The following is a 21,368-nucleotide window of genomic DNA, read 5'->3' as shown; positions in this document are numbered from 1 at the left end:
ATCTGGAATGACCTCGACCGCCGAGACCGTGATCAGCCTTGCCGGCCGCCCCTTCGTCGCCGATGCCTCGGGGGCGCTGTGGTGCGCGGCGGCGCGGCTGCTCGTCGTGTCCGACCTGCACCTGGAGAAGGGATCGTCGCTGGCGGCCCGGCGCACGCTGATCCCGCCTTACGATACGGCGCAGACGCTGGCGACGCTCGCCGCGGTGATCGCCCGCTATCGGCCGAGGGCGGTGATCTCGCTCGGCGACAGTTTCCACGACAGGGCCGGACCGACGCGCATGGCGGCGCCCGATCTCGCCGCGCTGCGCAGCCTCCAGGCCGGCCGCGACTGGATCTGGATCGCCGGCAACCACGACCCCGTGCTCGACGGTGCCTTGCCCGGTCAGTGCTGCGCGGAAATCGTCGAGGGTGCCGTTCGATTCGCCCACGAACCGACCGCCGCGCCGGCGGGCCCCGAGATCGCCGGCCATCTCCACCCCTGCGTGACCGTGGTGGCGCGCGGCGGCAGCCTGCGCCGCAAGGCCTTCGTTTCATGTGAAACACGGATCGTGATGCCGGCCTTCGGCGCTTTCACCGGCGGGCTCGACATCCGGGCACCGGCGATCCGGTCGCTGTTTCCCGGGCGCATGACGGTTTTCGCGCTGGGCCAGCAGCGCGCCTACCGGGTCGCGGCTTGAACGGCCGTTAGGAGCGCTGATAGACCCAGACGCGGGCGGGGGGAATGTTGCGCCAGATCCGCTCGGACGGATGGGCCGTGAAGGCACCGCCCTTGATCGGAATGGGCGAGGTCACCGAATAGGTGAACTGGACGAAGGGGGCGCCCGGCTTCATCAGCGCCAGGGCATCGTTCAGCAGCTTCAGGCGGATGGGCTCGGGCCGCGTCATCAGCGGCAGGCCCGAGACGAGGGCGTCGGCAGGTTCCGCAAGCCGGCCGGAGAGGGTGCGGCTGAGCGTATAGGCATCGCCGTGAACGACGGTCGCGGCGGGAAAGCGCTCCCGCAGCAGACGGCAGAATTCCATGGAATATTCGACCAGGACGAGGCGGCGGGGATCGACCCCGCGTGCGACCAGGGCCGCGGTGATGGCTCCTGTGCCCGGTCCGAGTTCGATGACCGGGCCTGTGCCCGTGGGGTCGACATAGCTCGCCATGCGGCGGGCGAGGATCGGCCCGGAGGGCGCCACGGCGCCCATGCGAAGGGGATTTTTCAGCCAGTTCTTGAGGAAGCGCGCATCGTCGTCCCGCCGCTGTTCGGGTCGGCGTAGGACGGCTGCACGGCTCATGGGTGTATGGTCGACCATCATCGGCCCGATGAAGACGAGCTCCCCACGAGCCCTGTCACGAGGGCGTCATTGGTATCGGTATGTCACCGGGGGGTCAAGGCGGCGGGCTCGGCGGGGGGACGCGGCAGTTGGTCATACCAGATCGCCTTGTCACCCAAGTCGAGGATGAAGGCAGCATGGGCGCGGATCTCCTCCTCCGTCAGGCGCGGCGCCAGCGGCACGGGACGCTGGAGGGCGATGGCCTGGCCGCGCGCCGCGCGGCGGGTCGCGCTCGCGGCCTCGGCGAGGCCGAAGGAGGCCTGCCGGCCGCCGATGAGCTCGATATAGACGTCCGCCAGGAGCTCCGCGTCGAGGAGAGCGCCGTGGCGGGTCCGCCGTGAATTGTCGATGCCGAAGCGGGAGCAGAGGGCGTCGAGGCTCGCCGGAGACCCCGGGAAACGGCGGCGCGCCATGGCGAGCGTGTCGACCACCCGGTCCATGGGGAAGGGCTGCCGGCCGGTGCGCTTCAGTTCGGCGTTGATGAAGCCCATGTCGAAGGAGGCGTTGTGGATGACCAGGGTCGCATCTTCGACGAAGGACCAGAAATCCGCGACCAGATCGGCGAAACGCGGCTTGTCGGCCAGGAACTCCGCCGACAGGCCGTGGACGCGGAAGGCCTCCTCCGGCATGTCGCGCTCGGGATTGATGTAGACGTGGTAGGTGCGCCCCGTCGGGAAATGGTTGATGAGCTCGATCCCGCCGATCTCGACGAGCCGGTCGCCGCGCAGCGGGTCGAGGCCGGTCGTTTCGGTGTCGAGAATGATCTCGCGCATCAATGGCTCCTGCGGCTGCCGGCCAGCGCCCGGACGATATCGGCGACCTGGCGACGCGCGGCGTCCAGACCATAGCCCGATTCGATGACGAAATGGGCCCGGCGGCGCTTCTCCACATCCGGCATCTGACGAGCGAGGATGGCCGCGAACTTCTCCGCGGTCATACCGGGGCGGGCCAGCACGCGGGCGCGCTGCACGTCTGCCGGCGCGGAAATGACGGCGACGGCATCGACCCGCCGCTCGGCGCCGGTTTCCAGGAGGAGCGGTATGTCCAGCACGGCGAGAGGATGGCCGGCGGCCCGCATCCGGCCGCGGAAGGCGATTTCGGCTGCGCCAACGAGCGGATGGACGATGGCCTCGAGCCGCTTCATGGCGGCTCCGTCCCCAAGCACGAGGGCCCCGAGCCGGGTGCGATCGACGATGCCGTCGACGACCACGCCAGGGAAGGCCTCTGCGATCGGGCCGACCGCCGCGCCGGCATAGAGCCGGTGGACGGTGGCGTCGGCGTCGTGGACCGGTATGCCGGCCTCCCGGAAGAAAGCGGAGGTGGTGGACTTGCCCATGCCGATGGAGCCCGTGAGGCCGAGCACGAACATGATCAATGCCCCAGGATGTTGGCTGCGAGATGGGCGTGTAGGTCCGGCGTCACCTCCGGCGTAACACCGAACCAGCGGGCAAAACCCGGAACAGCCTGGTGGAGCAGCATGCCGAGCCCCTCGACGGTGCGATGGCCGCGGGCCGCGGCGCGGGCGAGAAGTTCGGTCTCCAGCGGCACGTAGACGATGTCGGAGACGATGGCGGAGGGCTTGAGGCCGTCCAGAGGCAGGTCGAGCGGCGGCTGGCCCACCATGCCGAGGGATGTGGTGTTGACGAGAAGGTCGGCCTCGCCGAGCGCTTTCGGCAGGTCCTGCCAGGCGAGCGGCCGGACGGCGCGGGGATGGCCAGCGGCGATGGCCTCGGCCTTTCCAAGGGATCGATTCGCCAGCGTGACGACCGGCACGCCGCGCGAGAGAAGGCCATGGACGATGCCGCGGGCGGCGCCGCCGGCGCCGAGGACGAGCGCCTGGTCGACCTCGCGGTCCCAGCCGGGCGCCTGCTGGTCGAGATTCGTCAGAAAGCCGATCACGTCCGAGTTCATGCCGACGAGGCGGCCCCCGTCCAGCCAGACCGTATTGACCGCGCCAACCGCCACGGCGCCTGGATCGACCTCGTCCATCGTGGCGAAGGCGGCCTCCTTGTGGGGAATGGTGACGTTACAGCCGGCGAGGCCGCGATCCCCCAGGCCGTGCAGGAAAGCGGCGACGCCGCCGGGTTCCACCGCCTCACGGCCATAGGCGCCGTCGATGCCGTAGCGCTTCAGCCAGAAGCCGTGGATGAGCGGCGAACGGACGTGGGTGACCGGCCACCCGATACAGCAGGCGCGGATCATGTGGCGGCGATCCCCAGGGTGCGGAGAGCGGCAAGGAGCGGCAGCAGCGGCATGCCGAGGATGGTGAAATAGTCCCCCTCGATCCGCTCGAAGAGCTGAATGCCCTCGGCCTCGAGCTGGTAGCAGCCGACGGAGGAGAGCAGGCGCTCGCCGGCTCCCGCGAGATAGGCGTCGAGGAAGGCGTCCGAGAAGGGCCGCATGGTCATGGCGGCGGAAGCCACGGCCGAGAAGAGGATGGTGCCGCCGCGCGCCAGGGCGACGCCGGAATGGAGATGATGGGTCCGGCCGCGCAGGGCGAGGAGATTGGCGCGGGCCGCCTGGAGGTCGACGGGTTTGGAGAAGCGCCGCGGCCCCAGCGCCAGGGTCTGGTCGGCGCCGATCACGACCGCCTCGGGATGGGCGCGGCTGACCGCGAGGGCCTTAGCCTCGCCGAGGGCGCGGGCAATGGCGGCGGGATCGCGCCCCTCGCGGGCGAGCGCCTCGTCCAGCGCGCGCTCGTCGATGTCGGCGGGAGTGAGATCGACGGCGAGGCCGGCCTGACGCAGCATGGCGGCGCGCGCCGCCGATTTCGAGGCGAGGACGAGGCGCGTCATGCCCGCGCCTTGTCGTCGAGGGCCCGGCGGTGGTCCTTGAGGAGCGAAATGATGCCGGCCGCCGTTTCCTCGATGGAGCGGCGGGTGACGTCGATGATCGGCCAGTTGTTGGTGCCGAAGAGCCGGCGCGACTGGGCGATCTCTTCGGCCACGGCCACCCGGTCGACATAGCTCGACCGGTCCTGCGGGGCGTTGAGGGTGAGGATGCGGTTTTCGCGGATCTGGACGATCCGCTCGGGGCTGGCGAAGAGGCCGACGATCAGCGGCTTCTTCAGCGACCAGATGGCGTCGGGCAGGGGAATGCCGGGCACGAGGGGGATGTTCGCAGCCTTCACCCCGCGATTGGCGAGATAGATGGAGGTCGGCGTCTTCGACGTGCGCGACACGCCGACGAGGAGGACGTCGGCCTCCTCCCAGTTCTCGGGAAGCTGCCCGTCATCGTGCATCATCGTGTAGTTCAGCGCGTCGATGCGCTGGAAATATTCGGCGTTGAGCACGTGCTGGGCGCCGACGCGGGGGGTCGAGGCGGCGCCGAGATAGTTCTGGAACATGGACAGGATGGGCGCGAGAACCGAGAGGCAGGGACAGCCGAATTCCTTGCACTTGGCATTGAGCCGGTCGGTCAGTTCCTGGTCGACCAGGGTGTAGAGGACGATGCCGGGGCTCGATTCGATCTCGCTGAGCACGCGGTCGAGCTGCTTCTGGGAACGCACGAGGGGGTAGACGTGTTCTATGGCCGAGACGGTCGAGTACTGGACAGCCGCTGCGCGACCGACCGTCATCAGGGTCTCGCCGGTGGCGTCCGACACGAGATGGAGATGGAAGTAGCTCTCGCGACGATGCGGCATCAGCGCTCTGTATGAAGTCGGTCGGGGCTGTGGACGAGAAGGGAAAAGGCCATGGAAGACGCCCGTCCGCAAGGGGGCCGACCAGGTTCATCCCAAAGCCGTCCCCAGCCATGGCCGGGCGGGGAGCGCCCGGGCGGAGGCGGGGATAAGTTCGGGATGGCCGGCCGCCACGGTACGAGGCCTTTGCGTTAGCTCGGTGAAATCAACGGCTTGCGTGGCCCGGTATGGCCGCGGCCGGCGGCGGGGCGGCGGATGGGCCGCGGCAGGATCGGTGGACAACTTGTGAAGGGATCTGTCTTCTCGTAATCCAGTGTCAAGGAATCGAAGAAGACTCTCTTTCATCAAGTTAGAAGGGAAAGAGGGGATCAGGGAGCGACCGTGCACAAGCCTCTTCTCGCCGTCCTGAAGGGCGGCCATGCGGCCTCCCCGCCCATCTGGATGATGCGGCAGGCCGGGCGCTACCTGCCGGAATACCGAGAGGTGAGGGAGAAGGCCGGTTCATTCCTCGATCTTTGCTTCAATCCCGAGCTGGCGGCAGAGGTGACGCTGCAGCCGCTGCGCCGCTTCGGCTTCGACGGCGCCATCCTGTTCTCCGACATTCTGGTGGTTCCCCACGCTCTCGGCCAGACGGTGGCCTTCGAGGCCGGCGAGGGTCCCCGGCTCGACCCGCTAGTGGATGCGGGCGGGCTGTCGCGCCTGGCCGATGCGCTGGACCAAGCCATCGTGGGCAAGGTCTACGAGGCGGTGGCGCGCATCCGGGAGCAGCTTCCCCCGGCGACGACGCTGATCGGCTTCTGCGGGGCGCCGTGGACGGTAGCGACCTACATGGTGGCGGGCCGGGGCGGCGACGACCAGGTGGCGGCCCGGCTTTTCGCCTATCGCGACCCGCAAGGCTTCTCGCGGCTGATCGACCTGATCGTCGAGGCCTCGATCACCTATCTCCTCGGTCAGATCCGGGCCGGTGTCGAGACGGTGCAGATTTTCGACACCTGGGCCGGTGTTCTGCCGGAGGCGCAGTTTAGGGCCTGGTCGGTGGAGCCGATCGGCCGGATCGTCGCCGGCGTGAAGGCGGCGGCACCCGACATTCCGGTGATCGTGTTCCCGAAGGGCGCGGGAACGCGGCTGGCCATGATGGTGGCGGGCACCGGAGCTGATGCGGTCGGGCTCGATTGGACCGCGGATGCCGCCTTCGTCAGCCGGGAGATCCAGCCGCAGGTGGCGGTGCAGGGCAATGTCGATCCCATCGCGCTGCTGGCGGGCGGCGAAGCGCTGGACCGGGCCGTCGATGCGACGCTCGAGGCCTATGGGCCGGGGCGGCTGATCTTCAATCTCGGCCACGGCATTCTGCCGCCGACGCCGATCGCCCATGTCGAGCGCATGGTGGCGCGGGTCAGAGCCTGGAGGACGGCACGGTGACGGTTGGACAGGGCGGTTCGGACATGTCGGCCATGACGCCGCGCCGGCGGATGATTCGGGCCGCACTCGCCCTGGTGATCACGCTGGTCGGCGTCGTCCTGCTCGGGGCGCTGGCGCCGGTCGGGGCCGTTGCCTGGATCAAGACGCTGCACGTGCTGGCGGTGATCTCCTGGATGGCCGGCATGCTCTACCTGCCCCGACTGTTCGTCTATCACAGCCAGGCGACGCCGGGCTCGGAGACCTCCGAGACGTTCAAGGTGATGGAGCGCAAGCTCCTCGAATATATCATCAACCCCGCCATGATCGTGACCTGGGTGGCGGGCCTCTGGCTCGCCTGGCAGGTGTTCGGCTTCCGGGGCGGCTGGCTGCACGGCAAGATCGCCCTCGTCGTCCTTCTCTCCGGCGTCCACGGCTTCTTCGCCGGGTCGGTTCGCCGCTTCGAGCAGGACCGCAACACCCGCGGCCACAGGTTCTGGCGGATGATGAACGAGGTCCCCACCGCGCTCATGGTGCTGATCGTCATCCTGGTGATCGTGAAGCCCTTCTGAGGAGGCGCGGTCCGGCGGCGGGACTTGCAATCGCTGGGATCAGGGCTTATTGCGGAATTCCCTCCTCACGCAGACAGGGTCTTGCGAGGCGGCTCTCCCGAAGAGCATGGCCCGCGCCCGGACGGCGACCGCGTTCTCAGGTCCCGGCCCCAGATCTGCAATCAGTCGCCTTCCCCGATCCGGCCCGGACCTTCGTCCCGAGTTCCGTGCCCCCGGCCGTTCCAGCCATTTGTGGTTCCGATGCAGCAGATCAAACTCCAGGACATCAAGTCGAAGTCCCCGACGGAGCTCCTTGCCTTCGCCGAGGAGCTTCAGGTCGAGAACGCCTCGACCCTGCGCAAGCAGGAGCTGATGTTCGCCTGCCTCAAGCAGCTCGCCTCGCAGGAGACCGACATCATCGGCGAGGGCGTCGTCGAGGTGCTGCAGGACGGTTTCGGCTACCTCCGCTCGCCGGACGCCAATTATCTCGCCGGCCCCGACGACATCTACGTCTCGCCCTCGCAGATCCGCCGCTTCGGCCTGCGCACCGGCGACACGGTGGAGGGCCAGATCCGCTCGCCGAAGGAAGGCGAGCGCTATTTCGCCCTGCTCAAGGTCAACCGGATCAATTTCGAGGAGCCGGAAAAGGCCCGGCACAAGGTCAATTTCGACAATCTGACGCCGCTCTATCCGAACCAGCGGCTGAAGATGGAGGCCGAGGACCCGACCAAGAAGGACTATTCGGCGCGCATCATGGACGTGGTGGTGCCGCTCGGCAAAGGCCAGCGCGCCCTGATCGTGGCGCCGCCGCGCACCGGCAAGACCGTGCTGCTGCAGAACATCGCCCAGTCGATCACCCGCAACCACCCGGAATGCTACCTCATCGTGCTGCTGATCGACGAGCGGCCGGAAGAGGTCACCGACATGCAGCGCTCGGTGAACGGCGAGGTCATCTCCTCGACCTTCGACGAGCCGGCCACGCGCCACGTCCAGGTGGCGGAAATGGTCATCGAAAAGGCCAAGCGCCTGGTGGAGCACGGGCGCGACGTCGTCATCCTGCTCGATTCGATCACCCGCCTCGGCCGCGCCTACAACACGGTGGTGCCGTCCTCAGGCAAGGTGCTGACCGGCGGCGTCGACGCCAATGCCCTGCAGCGGCCGAAGCGCTTCTTCGGTGCCGCCCGCAACATCGAGGAGGGCGGCTCGCTCACCATCATCGCCACCGCGCTGATCGACACCGGTAGCCGCATGGACGAGGTGATCTTCGAGGAGTTCAAGGGCACGGGCAATTCCGAGATCATTCTCGACCGTAAGGTGGCGGACAAGCGCACCTTCCCCGCCATCGACATCACCCGCTCGGGCACCCGCAAGGAAGAGCTGCTGGTGCCGCAGGACATCCTCAAGAAGATGTACGTGCTGCGCCGCATCCTCAATCCGATGGGCACGGTCGACGCCATCGAGTTCCTGCTCGACAAGCTGCGCCAGACCAAGGTGAACAGCGACTTCTTCGACTCGATGAACACCTGATCCGATTCACGAGCGAAACGAATCGGATGGGCACCCGTCCGATTCGCCTGCGAAACAGCGGGACATCGCCATGATCCCCCGGACGATCGCTTCGGTCTCGACACCACCGGGCCTCTCCGGCGTCGCGGTCATCCGCGTATCCGGCCCCGAGGCCGGCTCGGTCGCTACCGGTCTGGCCGGGCGGCTTCCTCCACCTCGCCGCGCGACCCTCGCGACCCTTGCAGATCCCCGGTCTGGAGAGCCGCTCGACCGCGGTCTGCTCCTCTGGTTTACCGCCCCGCACAGCTTTACAGGCGAAGATGTACTCGAGCTTCAGGTCCATGGCGGCCGGGCCGTGGTGGCGGCGGTTCTCGACGCTGCTCTGGCGATTGCGGGTGTCAGGCCGGCCGAGGCCGGCGAGTTCACCCGCCGCGCCTTCGAGAACGGGCGGCTGGACCTCGCGGAGGTCGAGGGGCTCGGAGACCTGCTCCGGGCCGAAACCCAGGCGCAGCGGCGTCAGGCCTATGGGCTCTTCGCGGGCCGGCTGACCTCCGAGGCCGACCGGCTCCAGGCGAAGCTCCTGCCCATCCTCGCGCAGGTGGAAGCGACGATCGATTTTCCCGACGAAGGCGACGTTACCGGTGCGGCGCTCGACACGGCGCGCCGCGAGCTGATCGCCCTGCGGGAGGAGGTCACAGCCCTGCTCGCCTCCGCCGACAGGGGAGAGCGCGTCCGCGACGGGGTGACTGTCGCCATTGCCGGTCCGCCCAACGCGGGCAAGTCAACCCTGCTCAATGCCCTCGCCCGGCGGGACGTCGCCATCGTCTCGCCTCAGGCGGGGACGACCCGCGACAGTCTCGAGGTGCACCTCGATCTCGCCGGAGCCGCGGTGGTCCTCGTCGACACGGCCGGTCTGCGCGAGACGGCCGATCCGGTGGAGGCGGAAGGGATCCGGCGCACCCGGCAGAGGATTGCCGGCGCCGACCTCACCCTTTGGCTGACGGCGGGCGACCCCGTCGATAGGGCGCCCACGGGCCCGGGCGCGGTCTGGCTGGTGCAGACGCAGATCGACCGCGAAACGCCGGCGCTACCGTCGGTGGTCCATCGCATCTCCGCCGTGACGGGCGAGGGGATGGCAGGGCTGGTGGCGGCCCTGACGTCCTTCGCGGCCGATCGTACCGGCGGAGAGCCCGCGATCATCGTCCGCCAGCGCCATCGGCTGATCGTCGAGGAGCTGTCGGAGGCCCTGGGCGGCGCCCTCGCCGTCGGTGACTGGGATGCGGAGCCGGAACTGGTGGCTGAGCGCCTGCGCCAGGGCCTGGCTGCGCTGGGGCGTGCGCGGGGTCGGGTCGGTACAGAGGCCATGCTGGATCGGCTCTTTTCCGCGTTCTGCATCGGAAAGTGAGCGGCGCGGCCGCGGGTGTTTCACGTGAAACAGTCGATTCGCTTCCGCAACATTTCCCTCCGAGCAAGGATCCATTGCCCGACCGTTGTTGGCCCGGTATGACGGGCACAGGACGAGAGACGATGAGCAACAGGCACTTTGACGTTGCGGTGATCGGCGGTGGTCATGCCGGCTGCGAGGCGGCAGCGGCGGCAGCCCGCCTCGGCGCGCGCACCGCCCTCGTCACCCAGCGATTCGAGACGATCGGCGCGATGTCCTGCAACCCGGCCATCGGCGGGCTCGGGAAGGGCCATCTCGTTCGCGAGATCGACGCCCTTGACGGGTTGATGGGCCGGGTGGCCGATCAGGCCGGCATCCAGTTCCGGATGCTCAACCGGCGCAAGGGTCCCGCCGTGCGCGGCCCGAGAACCCAGGCTGATCGTAAGCTCTATGCCGCCGCGATGCAGGCGGTGCTGCGGGCGCAGCAGGGATTGACCCTCGTCACGGGGGAGGCCAACGATCTCATCCTGAAGGACGGGCGGGTGGCAGGCGTCACCCTCGGCTCGGGGGAGCGCATCGTCGCCGGTGCCGTGGTCATCACCACGGGTACTTTTTTGCGCGGCGTCATTCACCTCGGGGAAAGGCAGTGGCCGGCCGGGCGCGACGGCGATGCGCCGAGCATCGGCTTGGCCCGGAGCCTTGAGGCGGCAGGCTTTGCGCTCGGGCGCCTGAAGACCGGCACGCCGGCCCGTCTGGATGGCGGGACGATCGACTGGTCCGCGGTCGAGATGCAGGAGGCCGATTCGGATCCGGAACCTTTCTCCACCCTGACCGACCAGATCACCACGCGGCAGATCGCCTGCGGCATCACCCGCACGACCCCGGCCACCCACGCCATCATCCGTGACAATCTCGGCCGGTCGGCCATGTATTCGGGGCGGATCGAGGGTGTCGGCCCGCGCTATTGTCCCTCGGTGGAGGACAAGATCGTCCGGTTTGGCGACCGCGACGGCCACCAGATCTTTCTCGAGCCCGAAGGGCTCGACGATCCCACCGTCTATCCGAATGGTCTCTCCACCTCCCTGCCGGAAGATGTGCAGACCGCCTTCCTGCGCTCGATTCCCGGTCTCGAAAGGGTGTCGATCAAGCGCTTCGGCTATGCCATCGAATATGACCATGTCGATCCACGGGAGCTGGAGCCGACGCTGGAGACCCGGCGCCTTCCCGGCCTGTTCCTCGCCGGGCAGATCAACGGCACGACCGGCTACGAGGAGGCGGCCGCGCAGGGCCTGCTCGCCGGCCTCAATGCGGCGCTGTCGGCCGGCGGGGGGAATGGGATCACCATCGCGCGGCACGAGGGTTATCTCGGCGTCATGGTGGACGACCTCACCAGCCGCGGCATTACCGAGCCCTACCGCATGTTCACCTCACGGGCGGAGTTCCGCCTGGCCCTGCGGGCCGACAATGCCGACCAGCGCCTGACCCCCGTGGGACTGAAACTCGGCTGCGTGGGAGATGAGCGGTCGATTCGCTTCCGTCACAAAATCGAGGCCCTGGAGGCGGCCCGGAGCCGGCTCGCCTCCCTCACCCTGACGCCGAACCAGGGGACCGCGGCGGGGCTCGCCATCAACCAGGACGGCATCCGGCGGTCCGCCTTCGAATTGCTGTCGCGGCCCGATATCGGCTGGGCTGACCTTTGCCGCGTCTGGCCTGCCCTGGCCGAGGTGCCGCCCGCCATCGCCGAGCAGGTGGAGATCGACGCCCATTATTCCGTCTATATGGATCGCCAGCAGGCGGAGATCGACGCGCAGCGGCGAGACGAGAACCTGGCCCTCCCGGAGCGGCTGGACCTCGATGCTCTTCCCGGCCTCTCCAACGAGATCCGTGCCAAAATCAGGGCCCATCGACCGCGCACGCTCGGCCAGGCCGCGCGTATGGATGGTATGACCCCTGCCGCCCTGACACTCATCGCTGTCTGGGCACGCAGGGCGGAGAGCGCGGCGTGAGCATCGAGCAGGCGCTGGAAGCGGCGAATCAGGCCGGCGTCCCTGTTTCACGTGAAACAGCCGAAGCTCTCGCGCTCTATGTCTCGCTGCTGCGACGCTGGAATCCGACGAAGAATCTCGTCTCCGCATCCACCCTCGACGCCGTCTGGACACGGCACGTCGCCGACAGCCTGCAGCTCGTCCGGTTGGCGCCGGGCGCGCTTCGCTGGGTCGACATGGGGTCTGGCGGCGGGCTTCCCGCCCTGGTGATCGCCGCGGCGCTCAAGGGCCGGGACGGCGCCGAAATCCATTGCATCGAGAGCAAGCTCGGCAAGGCCGCCTTTCTTCAGGAGGCGGCGCGGCAGATGCGCGTCCCGGTGCGGGTCTGGTCCAAGCGCATCGAGGATGTGGTGGGTCGGGAGCCCTTACAGGCCGAGGTCGTCACCGCCCGCGCTCTCGCCCCGTTGACGGATCTCCTGCGCCTCGCCAATCCCCTGTTGAAAACTGGCGCTGTCGGAATCTTTCCGAAGGGGCAAGATGTGGTATCCGAATTGACGGAGGCCGCTAAATATTGGAGATTCACGCATCAATCGATCCCGAGCGTGACGGAGACGCGGGGCCGAATCCTCGTGATCGGCGATCTCTCCGCCAGCACGGCAAGACCTCCAGATCGGACGTGACCCATGTCGCTCCTGCCCGCCTCCCATACGGCCCCCCGGGTGCTCGCCTTGGCCAACCAGAAGGGCGGGGTGGGCAAGACCACCACCGCCATCAATCTGGGGACGGCGCTGGCGGCCATCGGCGAGAGGGTGCTGATCCTCGACCTCGATCCACAGGGCAACGCCTCCACGGGCCTCGGGATCGATCGGCGGGCACGGGCCAAATCCACCTACAGCGTGCTGGTGGGGGATCATTCTCTCGCCGAAACGATCCAGGAGACCTCGGTCCCCCGGCTCTCCATCTCGCCCTCCACCATGGATCTCTCGGGTGTGGAGCTGGAGATCGCCAGCGCCCGTGACCGGGCCTACCGTCTGCGTCGGGCGGTGGAGAGCCTGGGGGGCGACTACAGCTATGTGCTGATCGACTGCCCCCCCTCGCTCAATCTTCTGACCATCAACGCCATGACGGCGGCGGATGCCATCCTGGTGCCGCTTCAGTGCGAGTTCTTCGCCCTGGAAGGCCTGTCGCAGCTCATCAAGACCGTCGAGCAGGTGAAGACGACGCTCAATCCGCGCCTGACGATCCACGGGATCGTGCTCACCATGTATGACGCACGGAACAATCTCTCGGCCCAGGTGGTGGACGACGTGCGCCAGTTCATGGGCGACAAGGTCTACCAGACCATTATCCCGCGGAACGTGCGCGTGTCGGAGGCTCCGAGCTACGGCAAGCCGGTCCTGCTCTACGACCTCAAATGCGTGGGCAGCCAGGCCTACCTCCGGCTCGCCTCCGAAATCATCCAGCGCGAACGCGTGCTGCGGGCGGCCTGATCATGGATTCGATTCGCCCGCGTTCCGATTTGCCGGCCGAGGTCGTTGCGCTGGCGTCCCGAAGGAGACAAGACATGGCTGAGGATGCCAACCGGTCGCGGCTCGGTCGCGGTCTCGCCGCGCTCATCGGCGATGTCGGCGAGGAGACGGCGGCGGTCGATCGCGTCCGTGCCGCCCGCAAGGTGCCGATCGAGTTCATCCGCGCCAATCCGCGCAACCCGCGGCGCATGTTCCGCGAGGAAGACCTGCAGGAGCTGGCCGATTCGATCAGGGAGCGCGGCATTATCCAGCCCATCGTGGTGCGCGCCGTGGCGGGCGTCGTCGATGCCTACGAGATCGTCGCCGGCGAGCGCCGCTGGCGGGCCGCGCAGCGGGCCGAGCTGCACGAGGTGCCCATCCACCTCGTCGAGGTGGGCGATCGCGAGGCGCTGGAACTCGCCATCATCGAGAACGTGCAGCGCGCCGACCTCAACCCGCTCGAAGAGGCCATGGGCTACAACGAGCTGATCGAGCAGTTCGGCTACAGCCAGACCGATCTCGCCAAGATCATCGGCAAGAGCCGCAGCCACGTTGCCAACACGCTGCGCCTGATGAAGCTTCCCGATCCGGTCCAGGGCATGCTGCGCGAGGGCCAGCTCACCGCCGGCCATGCCCGCGCGCTGCTCGCGGTCGAGGATCCGGCGAAGCTCGCCTCGCAGATCGTCGACCAGGGCCTCAACGTGCGTCAGGTCGAGGCCTTGACGCAGGAGCAGTCGGAAAAGGCCGGTCGTGCCCCCAAGCAGCGCGAGCGAACCGAGAAGGACGCCGATACCCGGGCGCTGGAGAAGACCCTGTCGGACGCGCTCGGCATGGCGGTGAGCATCGACCATCGCGGCTCCGGGGGCGAATTGCGCATCCGCTATCGCTCCCTCGAGCAGCTCGAGGACATCTGCCAGCGCCTCAGGGGCTGACGGACCTCGCCGATCAGCCGCGCGCGCCCTGGCGCGCGGTCGTCGCGATGGACATGAGCAGGCGCCCGGCCAGCGTCGGCGCGACGGAAGCGCGGGCGCGCGTCTCGAATCCGGCCTCGGCCAGCCTCACGATGATCCTCTGCAGGCGGTCCGCGGTCCACAGGCCGATCTGCCGTTCCACGGCCACCTTCCGGCGAAAGAAGACCGGCGGCTCGAAACGCTCCGCCGCGCTGCGGGCCGGCGTGCCGTTCTCGACGGCCAGGCGGGCCTTGTGCAGGCTCATGGCGTGCCGGGTCGTCGCCGAGATGATCTGAGGGATGGCGATGCCGGCGCCCTCCGCCCGCAGCAGCAGCCGGTCGAGTTCGTCGGGCTGGCCGCCGAGCGCGGCATCGACGATGGCGTCGACGCCGAGGGTCAGGCTTTCGCCCGCCACCGCTTCCACGTCGGCGGGGGTGATCGTGCCCTGACCGTGGCAATAGAGGCAGATCTTGCGGATTTCGGCGCGAGACGCCGCGCGGTCGCCGCCGAGCATCTGGACGAGCAGGGTGGCGGCCTGCGGGTCGACCTGGAGCCCCGCCTGGCGGGCTTCCTCGGCGACGAGCCGCTTCAGGTCCGCCTCGCCGTCCGAATAGCAGGGAACGACCGCGGCGGCGCCGGAACGCTCGGCGTCGGTGCGCAGCGGCGCGGTCTTCTTCAAATCTCCGGCCTCGATGAGGATGGCGGCGCCCTCCGGGGGCGAGGTCAGAAGCGGGGCGACGGCGGCGGCGATGGGCTTCTCGCCGGCCTTCACCCAGATGAGGCGGCGGCCGCCGAACATGGGGATGGTGCCGGCCTCGTCGGCGAGCCGCGCCGGATCGGAGGCGAGCGCGTCGCCGTCGATACGGGTGACGGAAAAGGGATCGTCGAGATCGGGTGCGATTTTCGCCGCGATCGCCCGGGCTCGTTCGGAGACGAGGCCCCCGTCGGGGCCGTAGACGAGGATGACGGGGCGTGCAGGGTCGGGGGAGGCGACGAAACGGTCGATCTCGGCGCCCTTGAGGATGGTCACGCCTTCACCGCGGCCGGGTCGCGTACCAGCCGGCCACCTGGGTGACGATGTTCTCGGCGAGCGCCTTGGTGGCCCGCTCCTGCGCTTCGATGACGGCCCGGTCCGAGGCCAGCCGCTGCGCCGTTCGGTCGAAGGAGGCGGAGGCGAAGGCCGTGCCGCGGTGAAGAACCTCGGGAGCTCCGACCGGGGCGATGGCGTAATAGCCGACAACCGTGATGGCCTGGGCGGAGGGCCGGCCCGCCGCCGTGTTGAGCGCCAGCGGCACGGTGTCGACCACGAGGCTGACCCGCAGGACATGGGTCGGCGCGGCGGCCCGGCCGCCACCGCCCTGGGTCAGATAGATCAGCTCGTTGCGCAGGATGACGCCGTTGCGGCCCTGAATCTCCGGAATTTCGAGGTCGCGCAGCGCCGCCTGGGCGTTGCGCCCGCCGGAGATCGCGGTCGGATCGCCGTAGAGCGGCGTGAAACAGCCGGCGAGGGCTGCCGAACAGGCGCAGACCGCCAGCAAGCGGCCGATCCGTGCGAAGGAGGTGTCAGCCCACGACATTCACGATCCTCTGCGGCACGACGATGATCTTCTTGACGGGGCGGCCTTCGAGCGCCTTCTGGACGGCGTCGAGGGCGATCGCGGCGGTCTCGATATCCTTTTGAGCCGCCTCGCGCGGGATCGTCAAGTCCGCCCGCTTCTTGCCGTTGACCTGCACCGGCAAAGTGATCGTGTCCTCGACGAGGATGGCGGTATCCACGACCGGCCAGGGCTCTTCGGCGACCAGTCCGGAATGGCCTAGGGCCTGCCAGCATTCCTCCGCGAGGTGCGGCATCATCGGTGCGACCAGGCGCACGAGAATGCTGCCGGCCTCCGCCAGGGCCGCCGCCATGTCGGGCGCGGGCGTGCCGCCGCGCACCGCGTCGAGCGTCTTCGCCAGCGCATTGGCCAGGGTGTAGATGTGCGCGACGCAGCGGTTGAAGGCGAGACGCTCGACATCGGCCTCCACCGCGGCGAGGGCCTGATGGGCAGCGCGGCGCACTGCGGTCGCCTCCTCGCCGAGAGTGGCGGCGGACGCGCCTCGCGAGGCCGCGGCGATCTCCCCGACGATGCGCCAGAGCCGCTGAACGAAGCGGCTGGCGCCCTCGACGCCGGCCTCGGTCCAGATGACGTCGCGCTCGGGCGGCGAGTCCGAGAGCATGAACCAGCGGGCGGTGTCGGCACCGTAGGTGTCGATGATGTCGTCGGGGTCGACGACGTTCTTCTTCGACTTCGACATCTTCTCGATGGAGCCGATCTCGACGGGCTGGTTCGAGCCCTTCAGCACGGCGCGGCGCTGGTCGCCCTCGCCGGAGATGGTCACCTCGGCCGGCGTCACATAGGCGCCGTCGGGGCCGCGATAGGTCTCGTGGACCACCATCCCTTGCGTGAACAGGCCGCGGAACGGCTCGTCGAGGCCGGCATGGCCCGTCCCCTTCATGGCGCGGGTGAAGAAGCGCGAATAGAGCAGGTGCAGGATCGCGTGCTCGATGCCGCCGATATACTGGTCCACCGGCAGCCAGGCGTCGACCACGGCCGGGTCGGTCGGCGTGTCGGTGCGCCAGGGATCGGTGAATCTCGCGAAGTACCAGGACGAATCGACGAAGGTGTCCATCGTGTCCGTCTCGCGACGGGCCGGCTTGCCGCAGGACGGGCAGGCGACGTGCTTCCAGGTCGGATGGCGGTCGAGCGGGTTGCCGGGCTTGGAGAAGTCGGCGTCGTCCGGGAGAAGGACGGGCAGCTGCGCGTCCGGCACCGGCACCGCGCCGCAATCGTCGCAATGGACGACCGGGATCGGGCAGCCCCAGTAGCGCTGGCGGGAGATGAGCCAGTCGCGCAGGCGGAAATTGACCTTGCGGGCGGCGACGGGGGCATTGCCGAGCGTCGTCTTCTCCAGCCGCGAGGCGACCTCGGCGAAGGCGGCCTCGGTGGTCAGGCCATCGAGGAACCGCGAGTTGATCATCACGCCGTCGCCGTCATAGGCGGTGTCGGTGACGGCGAAGTCGTCGCCGGCGTCGGCCGGCTTCACGACGGTCTTGAAGGGCAGGCCATACTTGGTGGCGAATTCGATGTCGCGCTGGTCCCCGGACGGGCAGCCGAAGATGGCGCCGGTGCCGTAGTCCATCAGGATGAAGTTGGCGACGTAAACCGGCACTTCCCACGAGGGATCGAAGGGATGGACGGCCCTGATGCCGGTGTCGAAGCCGAGCTTCTCCGCCGTCTCCAGGGTCGCGACCGAGGTGCCCATGCGGCGGCATTCCTCGGAGAAGGCGGCGAGCTCCGGATTGGTCTCGGCGGCGGCCTTGGCCAACGGGTGGTCGGGGGCGATCGCCATGAAGGCGGCGCCGAACAGGGTGTCCGGCCGCGTCGTGTAGATCTCGAGCTCCGAATGGCCGGCCGGCGCGGTGCCCGCCTTCAGCGCCCAGCGGACCATCAGGCCCTCGGAGCGGCCGATCCAGTTCTTCTGCATCAGACGGACCTTGTCCGGCCAGCGGTCGAGGCCGTCGAGGGCGGTCAGCAGGTCGTCGGAATAGTCGGTGATCTTCAGGAACCACTGGGTGAGGTCGCGCTGCTCGACCAGCGCCCCGGAGCGCCAGCCGCGCCCGTCGATGACCTGTTCGTTGGCCAGCACGGTCTGGTCGACCGGGTCCCAGTTGACCTTGGCCGAGCGGCGCTCGACGAGGCCCGCCCGCATGAAATCGGCGAAGAGCTTCTGCTGGTGGCGGTAATAGGAGGGATCGCAGGTGGCGAGCTCGCGGGACCAGTCCAGCGACAGACCCATGCTCTTCAGCTGCGCCTTCATGGTGGCGATGTTGGCGTAGGTCCATTCCTTCGGGTGGACCTTGGAGGCCATGGCGGCGTTCTCGGCCGGCAGGCCGAAAGCGTCCCAGCCCATGGGATGGAGCACGTTGAAGCCGCGGGCGCGCTTGTAGCGGGCCACCACGTCGCCCATCGTGTAGTTGCGGACATGGCCCATGTGGATGCGCCCCGAGGGGTAGGGGAACATCTCGAGGACGTAGTATTTCGGCCGCGGATCGTCGTTCTTCGTCTCGAAGATGGCCTTCTCGTCCCAGGCCGCGCGCCATTTCGGCTCGGCGGTGCGGGCATTGTAGCGTTCGGTCGACATGATGGGCGGCAGGTCCGGAAAATCAGGGCAAAAGCGAGCGCGGACAACACACGAAAGGGCCCGGCGGGTCAAGGATTTGGCGCATATGGGGGGTGTGCTGGCCCTCCCCGACGCCGCGTGCTAGCGGGGACGCCGTCCGAGGAGACCGCCATGTCCGACGCCGTATCCCGCCTCGCCGAGGTGAAGTCCGCCATCGCCGCCGCGACGGCGGAAGCGAAACGTGCCGAGGGGTCGGTGACGTTGGTCGCGGTGTCGAAGACGTTCCCCATCGAGGCGATCGAGCCGGTGCTCGCGGCGGGACAGCGCGTCTTCGGCGAGAACTACGTGCAGGATGCCAAGGGTAAGTGGCCGGAGCTGCGGGAGCGTTATCCCGACGCCGAGGTCCACATGATCGGACCACTGCAGTCGAACAAGGCCAAGGAGGCGGTCGCCCTCTTCGACGTCATCGAGACACTGGACCGTCCATCGCTAGCGAAGGAGCTGGCCAAGGAGGTCGCCAGGGCCAAGGACGCCGGGGCGCGGGTCCCCCGCTTCCTCGTCCAGGTGAATACCGGGGCCGAGCCGCAGAAGGGTGGTGTTCTGCCTGAAGAGGCCGACGCCTTCATCCGCGCTTGCCGTGAGACCTACGGCCTCGATGTCGAGGGCGTCATGTGCATTCCCCCCGCCGACGAGCCGCCGGCGCCGCATTTCGCCCTGCTGACCACCATCGCCCGGCGGAACGGCCTCAAGACCGTCTCCATGGGCATGAGCGCGGACTATCCGACGGCCATCGCCATGGGCGCGACCCACGTGCGGGTCGGCAGCGCCATTTTCGGCGCGCGGGGCTGAGGCCGCCGGCGATCAGTCCTTGCCGCGGTTGACGTAGGTGGCGTTGCCGAGGCCGGTCCCGATGGTGACGACGCCCCATTCCGCGACGTCCTGCATGTCCGGCACCTCGCTGAGGCCCTGAACCACGGCGTCGTTGTGCATGACGACGAAGGTCTCGTGGCCGCCGATCTCGGGGATCGCCTTGGCGAGGGCCGTCGGCAGGTTGAAATGCTCGCTCTCCCAGTTGCCGCCCGGCAGGTTCTGGCCGCCGCGGTCGATGGAGCCATCCGCGTCGATGATGCCGGGGCAGCCGATCCCGATCACGGGGGCGAGCTTCAGGCCTTCCTTCCCGGCCCTGCCGACCAGATCCTCCAGCATCGCGGCGAGCTTGTCGACCGTGGCGGTCCGCGAAGGCTCGTCGTCGGCATGGCGCCAGAGGTCAGACTTCCAGACCTCGGCCTTCGAGAGATCCTTGGCCTTCTTCATGTGGAGCGCCACGACCCCGGCGCGGATATTGGTGCCGCCGATGTCGACGGCGAGGATCGCATCGTGCCCCGACAGCGTCCAGGCGGGCATGAGGTGGGCGGCGCCGATAAGCCCCGCCTCGTCGGGGTGGTGGCGGATGGGCTTGAGATCGACGTCGACACCGTCAGCCTTGAGGAGAACCGCGGTGCGGGCGATGGCGAACTCGCCGATGCGGCTGTTGCGGAAGCCGCCGCCCACCGCGATGCGGGCGACGTTCGCCCAGGCCTTGGTGCGGCGGAAGCGGCGGATGACGCCGGAAAGCTCCTGGGCGAAATCCTCGATGGCGCCGTGGACCACGGCTGCCGCCTCCTTGTCCTCGCCCTGCATGGCCTTGTCGAGCTGCTTCTTGCTCAGTTCGGCCGTCTCGACGTCGCCGAAGGGGTCGGCGTCGAGCTTGCCGAGCTTGTCGCGCCATTCGTCGAGCTTGGCGGCGAAAGCGCGCTTGCTGGCGCGGTCGCCGATAAAGCCTTCCTTGTCGCGCAGCTCGAGATTGTAACTGGAGACCGACACCGACGGCAGCTGTTCGGCGCCGTGGCCGGCGATCGGCTCGCGGTTGCCGTTCGTCTTGCCATTCTGTTTCGTCGCCGCCGCCTTGGCCATGTCAGCCCCCTGTTCGTACCGGAGCCATCAACGCACGGTGGATCACCGCGTTCCGACGGCGGATCATCGGGGCGGCGGCAGGCGAGGGAACAGAGCGGCCGATACGGCGTTGTCGGGATATTGGGTCGAAGCTAGAGGCCGGTATCTCCGTGTGGTTTTCGCTGTCCAGGTCTGGATTGAACGCGGCCGCGAGGCTGCAGGGCGTTGCCGGGTCCGCCGCATGCTGGTGAGATCCGGCCCGCATCCGGTCCTGGCCGAACTCACGGCGCAGATCGCCGCCCGGCCCGACCGCTACGCCCTGTTCTCGGATTTCGACGGCACGCTCGTCGAAATCGCCGAACGGCCGGAAGAGGTGATGGTTCCCGTCGACCTCGCCGCCAATCTCGGCCGCGTGCGGCAGATGCTGGGCGGGGCGCTCGGCATCATCACTGGCCGGCCTCTGCGACAGGTGGAAGAATATATCGGCGCGGCCGGGCTGGAGGCCTCGGGTCTCCATGGCATCGAGTTCAATTTCCCTCTGACCGCCGGCGGGTCGCCGGCGACGCGCGAGGCCCCGCACGACCTCATCGCCGAGGTGGTGAAGATCGTCGCCGCCGAGCCCGGCTTCCGCCTCGAGAACAAGGGCGCGATCCTGACCGTCCATTTCCGCCAGGTACCGGCCGCTGGCGGGCGCCTCCGTGCGGCGCTCGAGGAGATCATCGACCGACTCAAGCTCGACCACCACCTCAAGGACGGCCGCGCCGTCATCGAGATCATCCCCAACGGCACCTCCAAGGGCACGGCCCTCGCCGAGTTCATGCGCCGGACGCCCTATGCCGGGCGCGTCCCGGTGATGATGGGTGACGACAAGGCCGACGAGGACGCCTTCGCCGTCGCCCAGGAGGCGGGCGGGTTCGGCCTCAAGGTCGCGGGCGAGCATTTCCGCTCCGGCGACGAGCCCTTCCGGCATGCCGGCGAGGTGCGCGACTTCATCGCGGCGCTTGCCGCTCACAGCCGATGACAATCAAGGCAAG

The 21,368-nt window shown here is 68.5% G+C and carries 21 protein-coding genes; 11 read left to right on the top strand and 10 right to left on the bottom strand.

Annotation, left to right across the window (positions count from 1 at the left end):
* The first annotated feature begins 7 nt into the window (after positions 1–7).
* On the top strand, positions 8–679 hold the full coding sequence (pdeM, locus tag C6569_RS18075) for a ligase-associated DNA damage response endonuclease PdeM (RefSeq protein ID WP_106750186.1): 672 nt from the start codon (positions 8–10) through the stop codon (positions 677–679).
* A gap of 7 nt (positions 680–686) precedes the next feature.
* Here the strand turns inward: pdeM and C6569_RS18070 are convergent, their stop codons facing one another.
* The 6 genes from C6569_RS18070 to C6569_RS18045 all read right to left on the bottom strand — a co-directional run bounded on the left by C6569_RS18070 (position 687) and on the right by C6569_RS18045 (position 4,965).
* Complete coding sequence (locus C6569_RS18070) at positions 687–1,283, bottom strand: class I SAM-dependent methyltransferase (RefSeq protein WP_106751116.1); 597 nt, start codon at positions 1,281–1,283, stop codon at positions 687–689.
* A gap of 83 nt (positions 1,284–1,366) precedes the next feature.
* Positions 1,367–2,095: a DNA polymerase III subunit epsilon gene (gene dnaQ, locus C6569_RS18065; protein ID WP_106750185.1), complete on the bottom strand. Its 729-nt coding sequence runs from the start codon at positions 2,093–2,095 to the stop codon at positions 1,367–1,369.
* On the bottom strand, positions 2,095–2,691 hold the full coding sequence (gene coaE, locus C6569_RS18060) for a dephospho-CoA kinase (protein WP_106750184.1): 597 nt from the start codon (positions 2,689–2,691) through the stop codon (positions 2,095–2,097). Before coaE ends, dnaQ begins: the two co-directional genes overlap by 1 nt.
* 2 nt (positions 2,692–2,693) lie before the next feature.
* Entirely contained in the window at positions 2,694–3,524 is an 831-nt protein-coding gene (locus tag C6569_RS18055) for a shikimate dehydrogenase (RefSeq protein ID WP_106750183.1), read from the bottom strand.
* The gene (locus tag C6569_RS18050) at positions 3,521–4,117 is read right to left on the bottom strand and encodes a Maf family protein (RefSeq protein WP_106750182.1); all 597 of its coding nucleotides are present in this window, start codon (positions 4,115–4,117) and stop codon (positions 3,521–3,523) included. Before C6569_RS18050 ends, C6569_RS18055 begins: the two co-directional genes overlap by 4 nt.
* Positions 4,114–4,965: a pyruvate, water dikinase regulatory protein gene (locus C6569_RS18045; protein ID WP_106750181.1), complete on the bottom strand. Its 852-nt coding sequence runs from the start codon at positions 4,963–4,965 to the stop codon at positions 4,114–4,116. The genes C6569_RS18050 and C6569_RS18045 overlap by 4 nt, the downstream gene beginning before the upstream one ends.
* 378 nt (positions 4,966–5,343) lie before the next feature.
* Here C6569_RS18045 and hemE point away from each other — a divergent pair, with 378 nt between their 5' ends.
* The 8 genes from hemE to C6569_RS18005 all read left to right on the top strand — a co-directional run bounded on the left by hemE (position 5,344) and on the right by C6569_RS18005 (position 14,223).
* On the top strand, positions 5,344–6,381 hold the full coding sequence (hemE, locus tag C6569_RS18040; RefSeq protein WP_106750180.1) for a uroporphyrinogen decarboxylase: 1,038 nt from the start codon (positions 5,344–5,346) through the stop codon (positions 6,379–6,381).
* A gap of 23 nt (positions 6,382–6,404) precedes the next feature.
* Positions 6,405–6,929, top strand: coding sequence for a protoporphyrinogen oxidase HemJ (gene hemJ, locus C6569_RS18035; protein WP_106750179.1), 525 nt, complete (start codon positions 6,405–6,407; stop codon positions 6,927–6,929).
* Between the two features lie 240 nt (positions 6,930–7,169).
* A complete protein-coding gene (gene rho / locus C6569_RS18030) occupies positions 7,170–8,435 on the top strand; it encodes a transcription termination factor Rho (RefSeq protein ID WP_106751115.1) in 1,266 nt (421 codons plus the stop codon).
* Positions 8,436–8,505: 70 nt separating this feature from the next.
* Positions 8,506–9,819, top strand: coding sequence for a tRNA uridine-5-carboxymethylaminomethyl(34) synthesis GTPase MnmE (gene mnmE, locus C6569_RS18025; RefSeq protein ID WP_181313807.1), 1,314 nt, complete (start codon positions 8,506–8,508; stop codon positions 9,817–9,819).
* A 122-nt stretch (positions 9,820–9,941) separates the two neighbouring features.
* Entirely contained in the window at positions 9,942–11,804 is a 1,863-nt protein-coding gene (gene mnmG / locus C6569_RS18020; RefSeq protein WP_106750177.1) for a tRNA uridine-5-carboxymethylaminomethyl(34) synthesis enzyme MnmG, read from the top strand.
* Positions 11,801–12,463: a 16S rRNA (guanine(527)-N(7))-methyltransferase RsmG gene (gene rsmG / locus C6569_RS18015; protein ID WP_425440684.1), complete on the top strand. Its 663-nt coding sequence runs from the start codon at positions 11,801–11,803 to the stop codon at positions 12,461–12,463. Before mnmG ends, rsmG begins: the two co-directional genes overlap by 4 nt.
* 3 nt (positions 12,464–12,466) lie before the next feature.
* On the top strand, positions 12,467–13,273 hold the full coding sequence (locus C6569_RS18010) for a ParA family protein (RefSeq protein ID WP_106750176.1): 807 nt from the start codon (positions 12,467–12,469) through the stop codon (positions 13,271–13,273).
* A 74-nt stretch (positions 13,274–13,347) separates the two neighbouring features.
* A complete protein-coding gene (locus C6569_RS18005; protein ID WP_106750175.1) occupies positions 13,348–14,223 on the top strand; it encodes a ParB/RepB/Spo0J family partition protein in 876 nt (291 codons plus the stop codon).
* Positions 14,224–14,236: 13 nt separating this feature from the next.
* Here C6569_RS18005 and holA read toward each other — a convergent pair whose 3' ends face one another.
* Genes holA through leuS form a run of 3 tightly spaced genes read right to left on the bottom strand, consistent with a single transcriptional unit; the run spans position 14,237 to position 18,423 of the window.
* Positions 14,237–15,271 carry a DNA polymerase III subunit delta gene (gene holA, locus C6569_RS18000; RefSeq protein WP_181313806.1) on the bottom strand — a complete coding sequence of 345 codons (1,035 nt, stop codon included), beginning with the start codon at positions 15,269–15,271 and terminating at the stop codon, positions 14,237–14,239.
* 4 nt (positions 15,272–15,275) lie between these two features.
* On the bottom strand, positions 15,276–15,818 hold the full coding sequence (locus tag C6569_RS22010; protein WP_181313805.1) for a hypothetical protein: 543 nt from the start codon (positions 15,816–15,818) through the stop codon (positions 15,276–15,278).
* On the bottom strand, positions 15,805–18,423 hold the full coding sequence (leuS, locus tag C6569_RS17995) for a leucine--tRNA ligase (protein ID WP_106750173.1): 2,619 nt from the start codon (positions 18,421–18,423) through the stop codon (positions 15,805–15,807). Before leuS ends, C6569_RS22010 begins: the two co-directional genes overlap by 14 nt.
* A 150-nt stretch (positions 18,424–18,573) precedes the next feature.
* Here leuS and C6569_RS17990 point away from each other — a divergent pair, with 150 nt between their 5' ends.
* Positions 18,574–19,251, top strand: a complete 678-nt coding sequence (locus tag C6569_RS17990) for a YggS family pyridoxal phosphate-dependent enzyme (protein WP_106750172.1) — start codon at positions 18,574–18,576, stop codon at positions 19,249–19,251.
* A 12-nt stretch (positions 19,252–19,263) separates the two neighbouring features.
* Here the strand turns inward: C6569_RS17990 and C6569_RS17985 are convergent, their stop codons facing one another.
* The gene (locus C6569_RS17985) at positions 19,264–20,355 is read right to left on the bottom strand and encodes an ROK family protein (protein ID WP_106750171.1); all 1,092 of its coding nucleotides are present in this window, start codon (positions 20,353–20,355) and stop codon (positions 19,264–19,266) included.
* A gap of 220 nt (positions 20,356–20,575) precedes the next feature.
* Between C6569_RS17985 and otsB the strand changes: the two genes are divergently transcribed.
* On the top strand, positions 20,576–21,355 hold the full coding sequence (otsB, locus tag C6569_RS17980; protein ID WP_181313804.1) for a trehalose-phosphatase: 780 nt from the start codon (positions 20,576–20,578) through the stop codon (positions 21,353–21,355).
* Positions 21,356–21,368 lie beyond the last annotated feature (13 nt).

This window comes from Phreatobacter cathodiphilus (assembly GCF_003008515.1).
Taxonomy (GTDB): domain Bacteria; phylum Pseudomonadota; class Alphaproteobacteria; order Rhizobiales; family Phreatobacteraceae; genus Phreatobacter; species Phreatobacter cathodiphilus.
This window is presented reverse-complemented; position numbering and strand designations above follow the sequence as displayed.

Bases quoted from the DNA above. Each gene is read 5' to 3' on its own strand.
- dnaQ (WP_106750185.1), bottom strand. From the start codon at position 2,095: ATGCGCGAGATCATTCTCGACACCGAAACGACCGGCCTCGACCCGCTG.
- mnmG (WP_106750177.1), top strand. From the start codon at position 9,942: ATGAGCAACAGGCACTTTGACGTTGCGGTGATCGGCGGTGGTCATGCC.
- coaE (WP_106750184.1), bottom strand. From the start codon at position 2,691: ATGTTCGTGCTCGGCCTCACGGGCTCCATCGGCATGGGCAAGTCCACC.
- C6569_RS18055 (WP_106750183.1), bottom strand. From the start codon at position 3,524: ATGATCCGCGCCTGCTGTATCGGGTGGCCGGTCACCCACGTCCGTTCG.
- C6569_RS17990 (WP_106750172.1), top strand. From the start codon at position 18,574: ATGTCCGACGCCGTATCCCGCCTCGCCGAGGTGAAGTCCGCCATCGCC.
- C6569_RS18050 (WP_106750182.1), bottom strand. From the start codon at position 4,117: ATGACGCGCCTCGTCCTCGCCTCGAAATCGGCGGCGCGCGCCGCCATG.
- pdeM (WP_106750186.1), top strand. From the start codon at position 8: ATGACCTCGACCGCCGAGACCGTGATCAGCCTTGCCGGCCGCCCCTTC.
- C6569_RS17985 (WP_106750171.1), bottom strand. From the start codon at position 20,355: ATGGCCAAGGCGGCGGCGACGAAACAGAATGGCAAGACGAACGGCAAC.
- mnmE (WP_181313807.1), top strand. From the start codon at position 8,506: ATGATCCCCCGGACGATCGCTTCGGTCTCGACACCACCGGGCCTCTCC.
- C6569_RS18070 (WP_106751116.1), bottom strand. From the start codon at position 1,283: ATGAGCCGTGCAGCCGTCCTACGCCGACCCGAACAGCGGCGGGACGAC.
- hemJ (WP_106750179.1), top strand. From the start codon at position 6,405: ATGTCGGCCATGACGCCGCGCCGGCGGATGATTCGGGCCGCACTCGCC.
- rho (WP_106751115.1), top strand. From the start codon at position 7,170: ATGCAGCAGATCAAACTCCAGGACATCAAGTCGAAGTCCCCGACGGAG.
- C6569_RS18045 (WP_106750181.1), bottom strand. From the start codon at position 4,965: ATGCCGCATCGTCGCGAGAGCTACTTCCATCTCCATCTCGTGTCGGAC.
- C6569_RS18005 (WP_106750175.1), top strand. From the start codon at position 13,348: ATGGCTGAGGATGCCAACCGGTCGCGGCTCGGTCGCGGTCTCGCCGCG.
- C6569_RS18010 (WP_106750176.1), top strand. From the start codon at position 12,467: ATGTCGCTCCTGCCCGCCTCCCATACGGCCCCCCGGGTGCTCGCCTTG.
- leuS (WP_106750173.1), bottom strand. From the start codon at position 18,423: ATGTCGACCGAACGCTACAATGCCCGCACCGCCGAGCCGAAATGGCGC.
- otsB (WP_181313804.1), top strand. From the start codon at position 20,576: ATGCTGGTGAGATCCGGCCCGCATCCGGTCCTGGCCGAACTCACGGCG.
- C6569_RS22010 (WP_181313805.1), bottom strand. From the start codon at position 15,818: ATGTCGTGGGCTGACACCTCCTTCGCACGGATCGGCCGCTTGCTGGCG.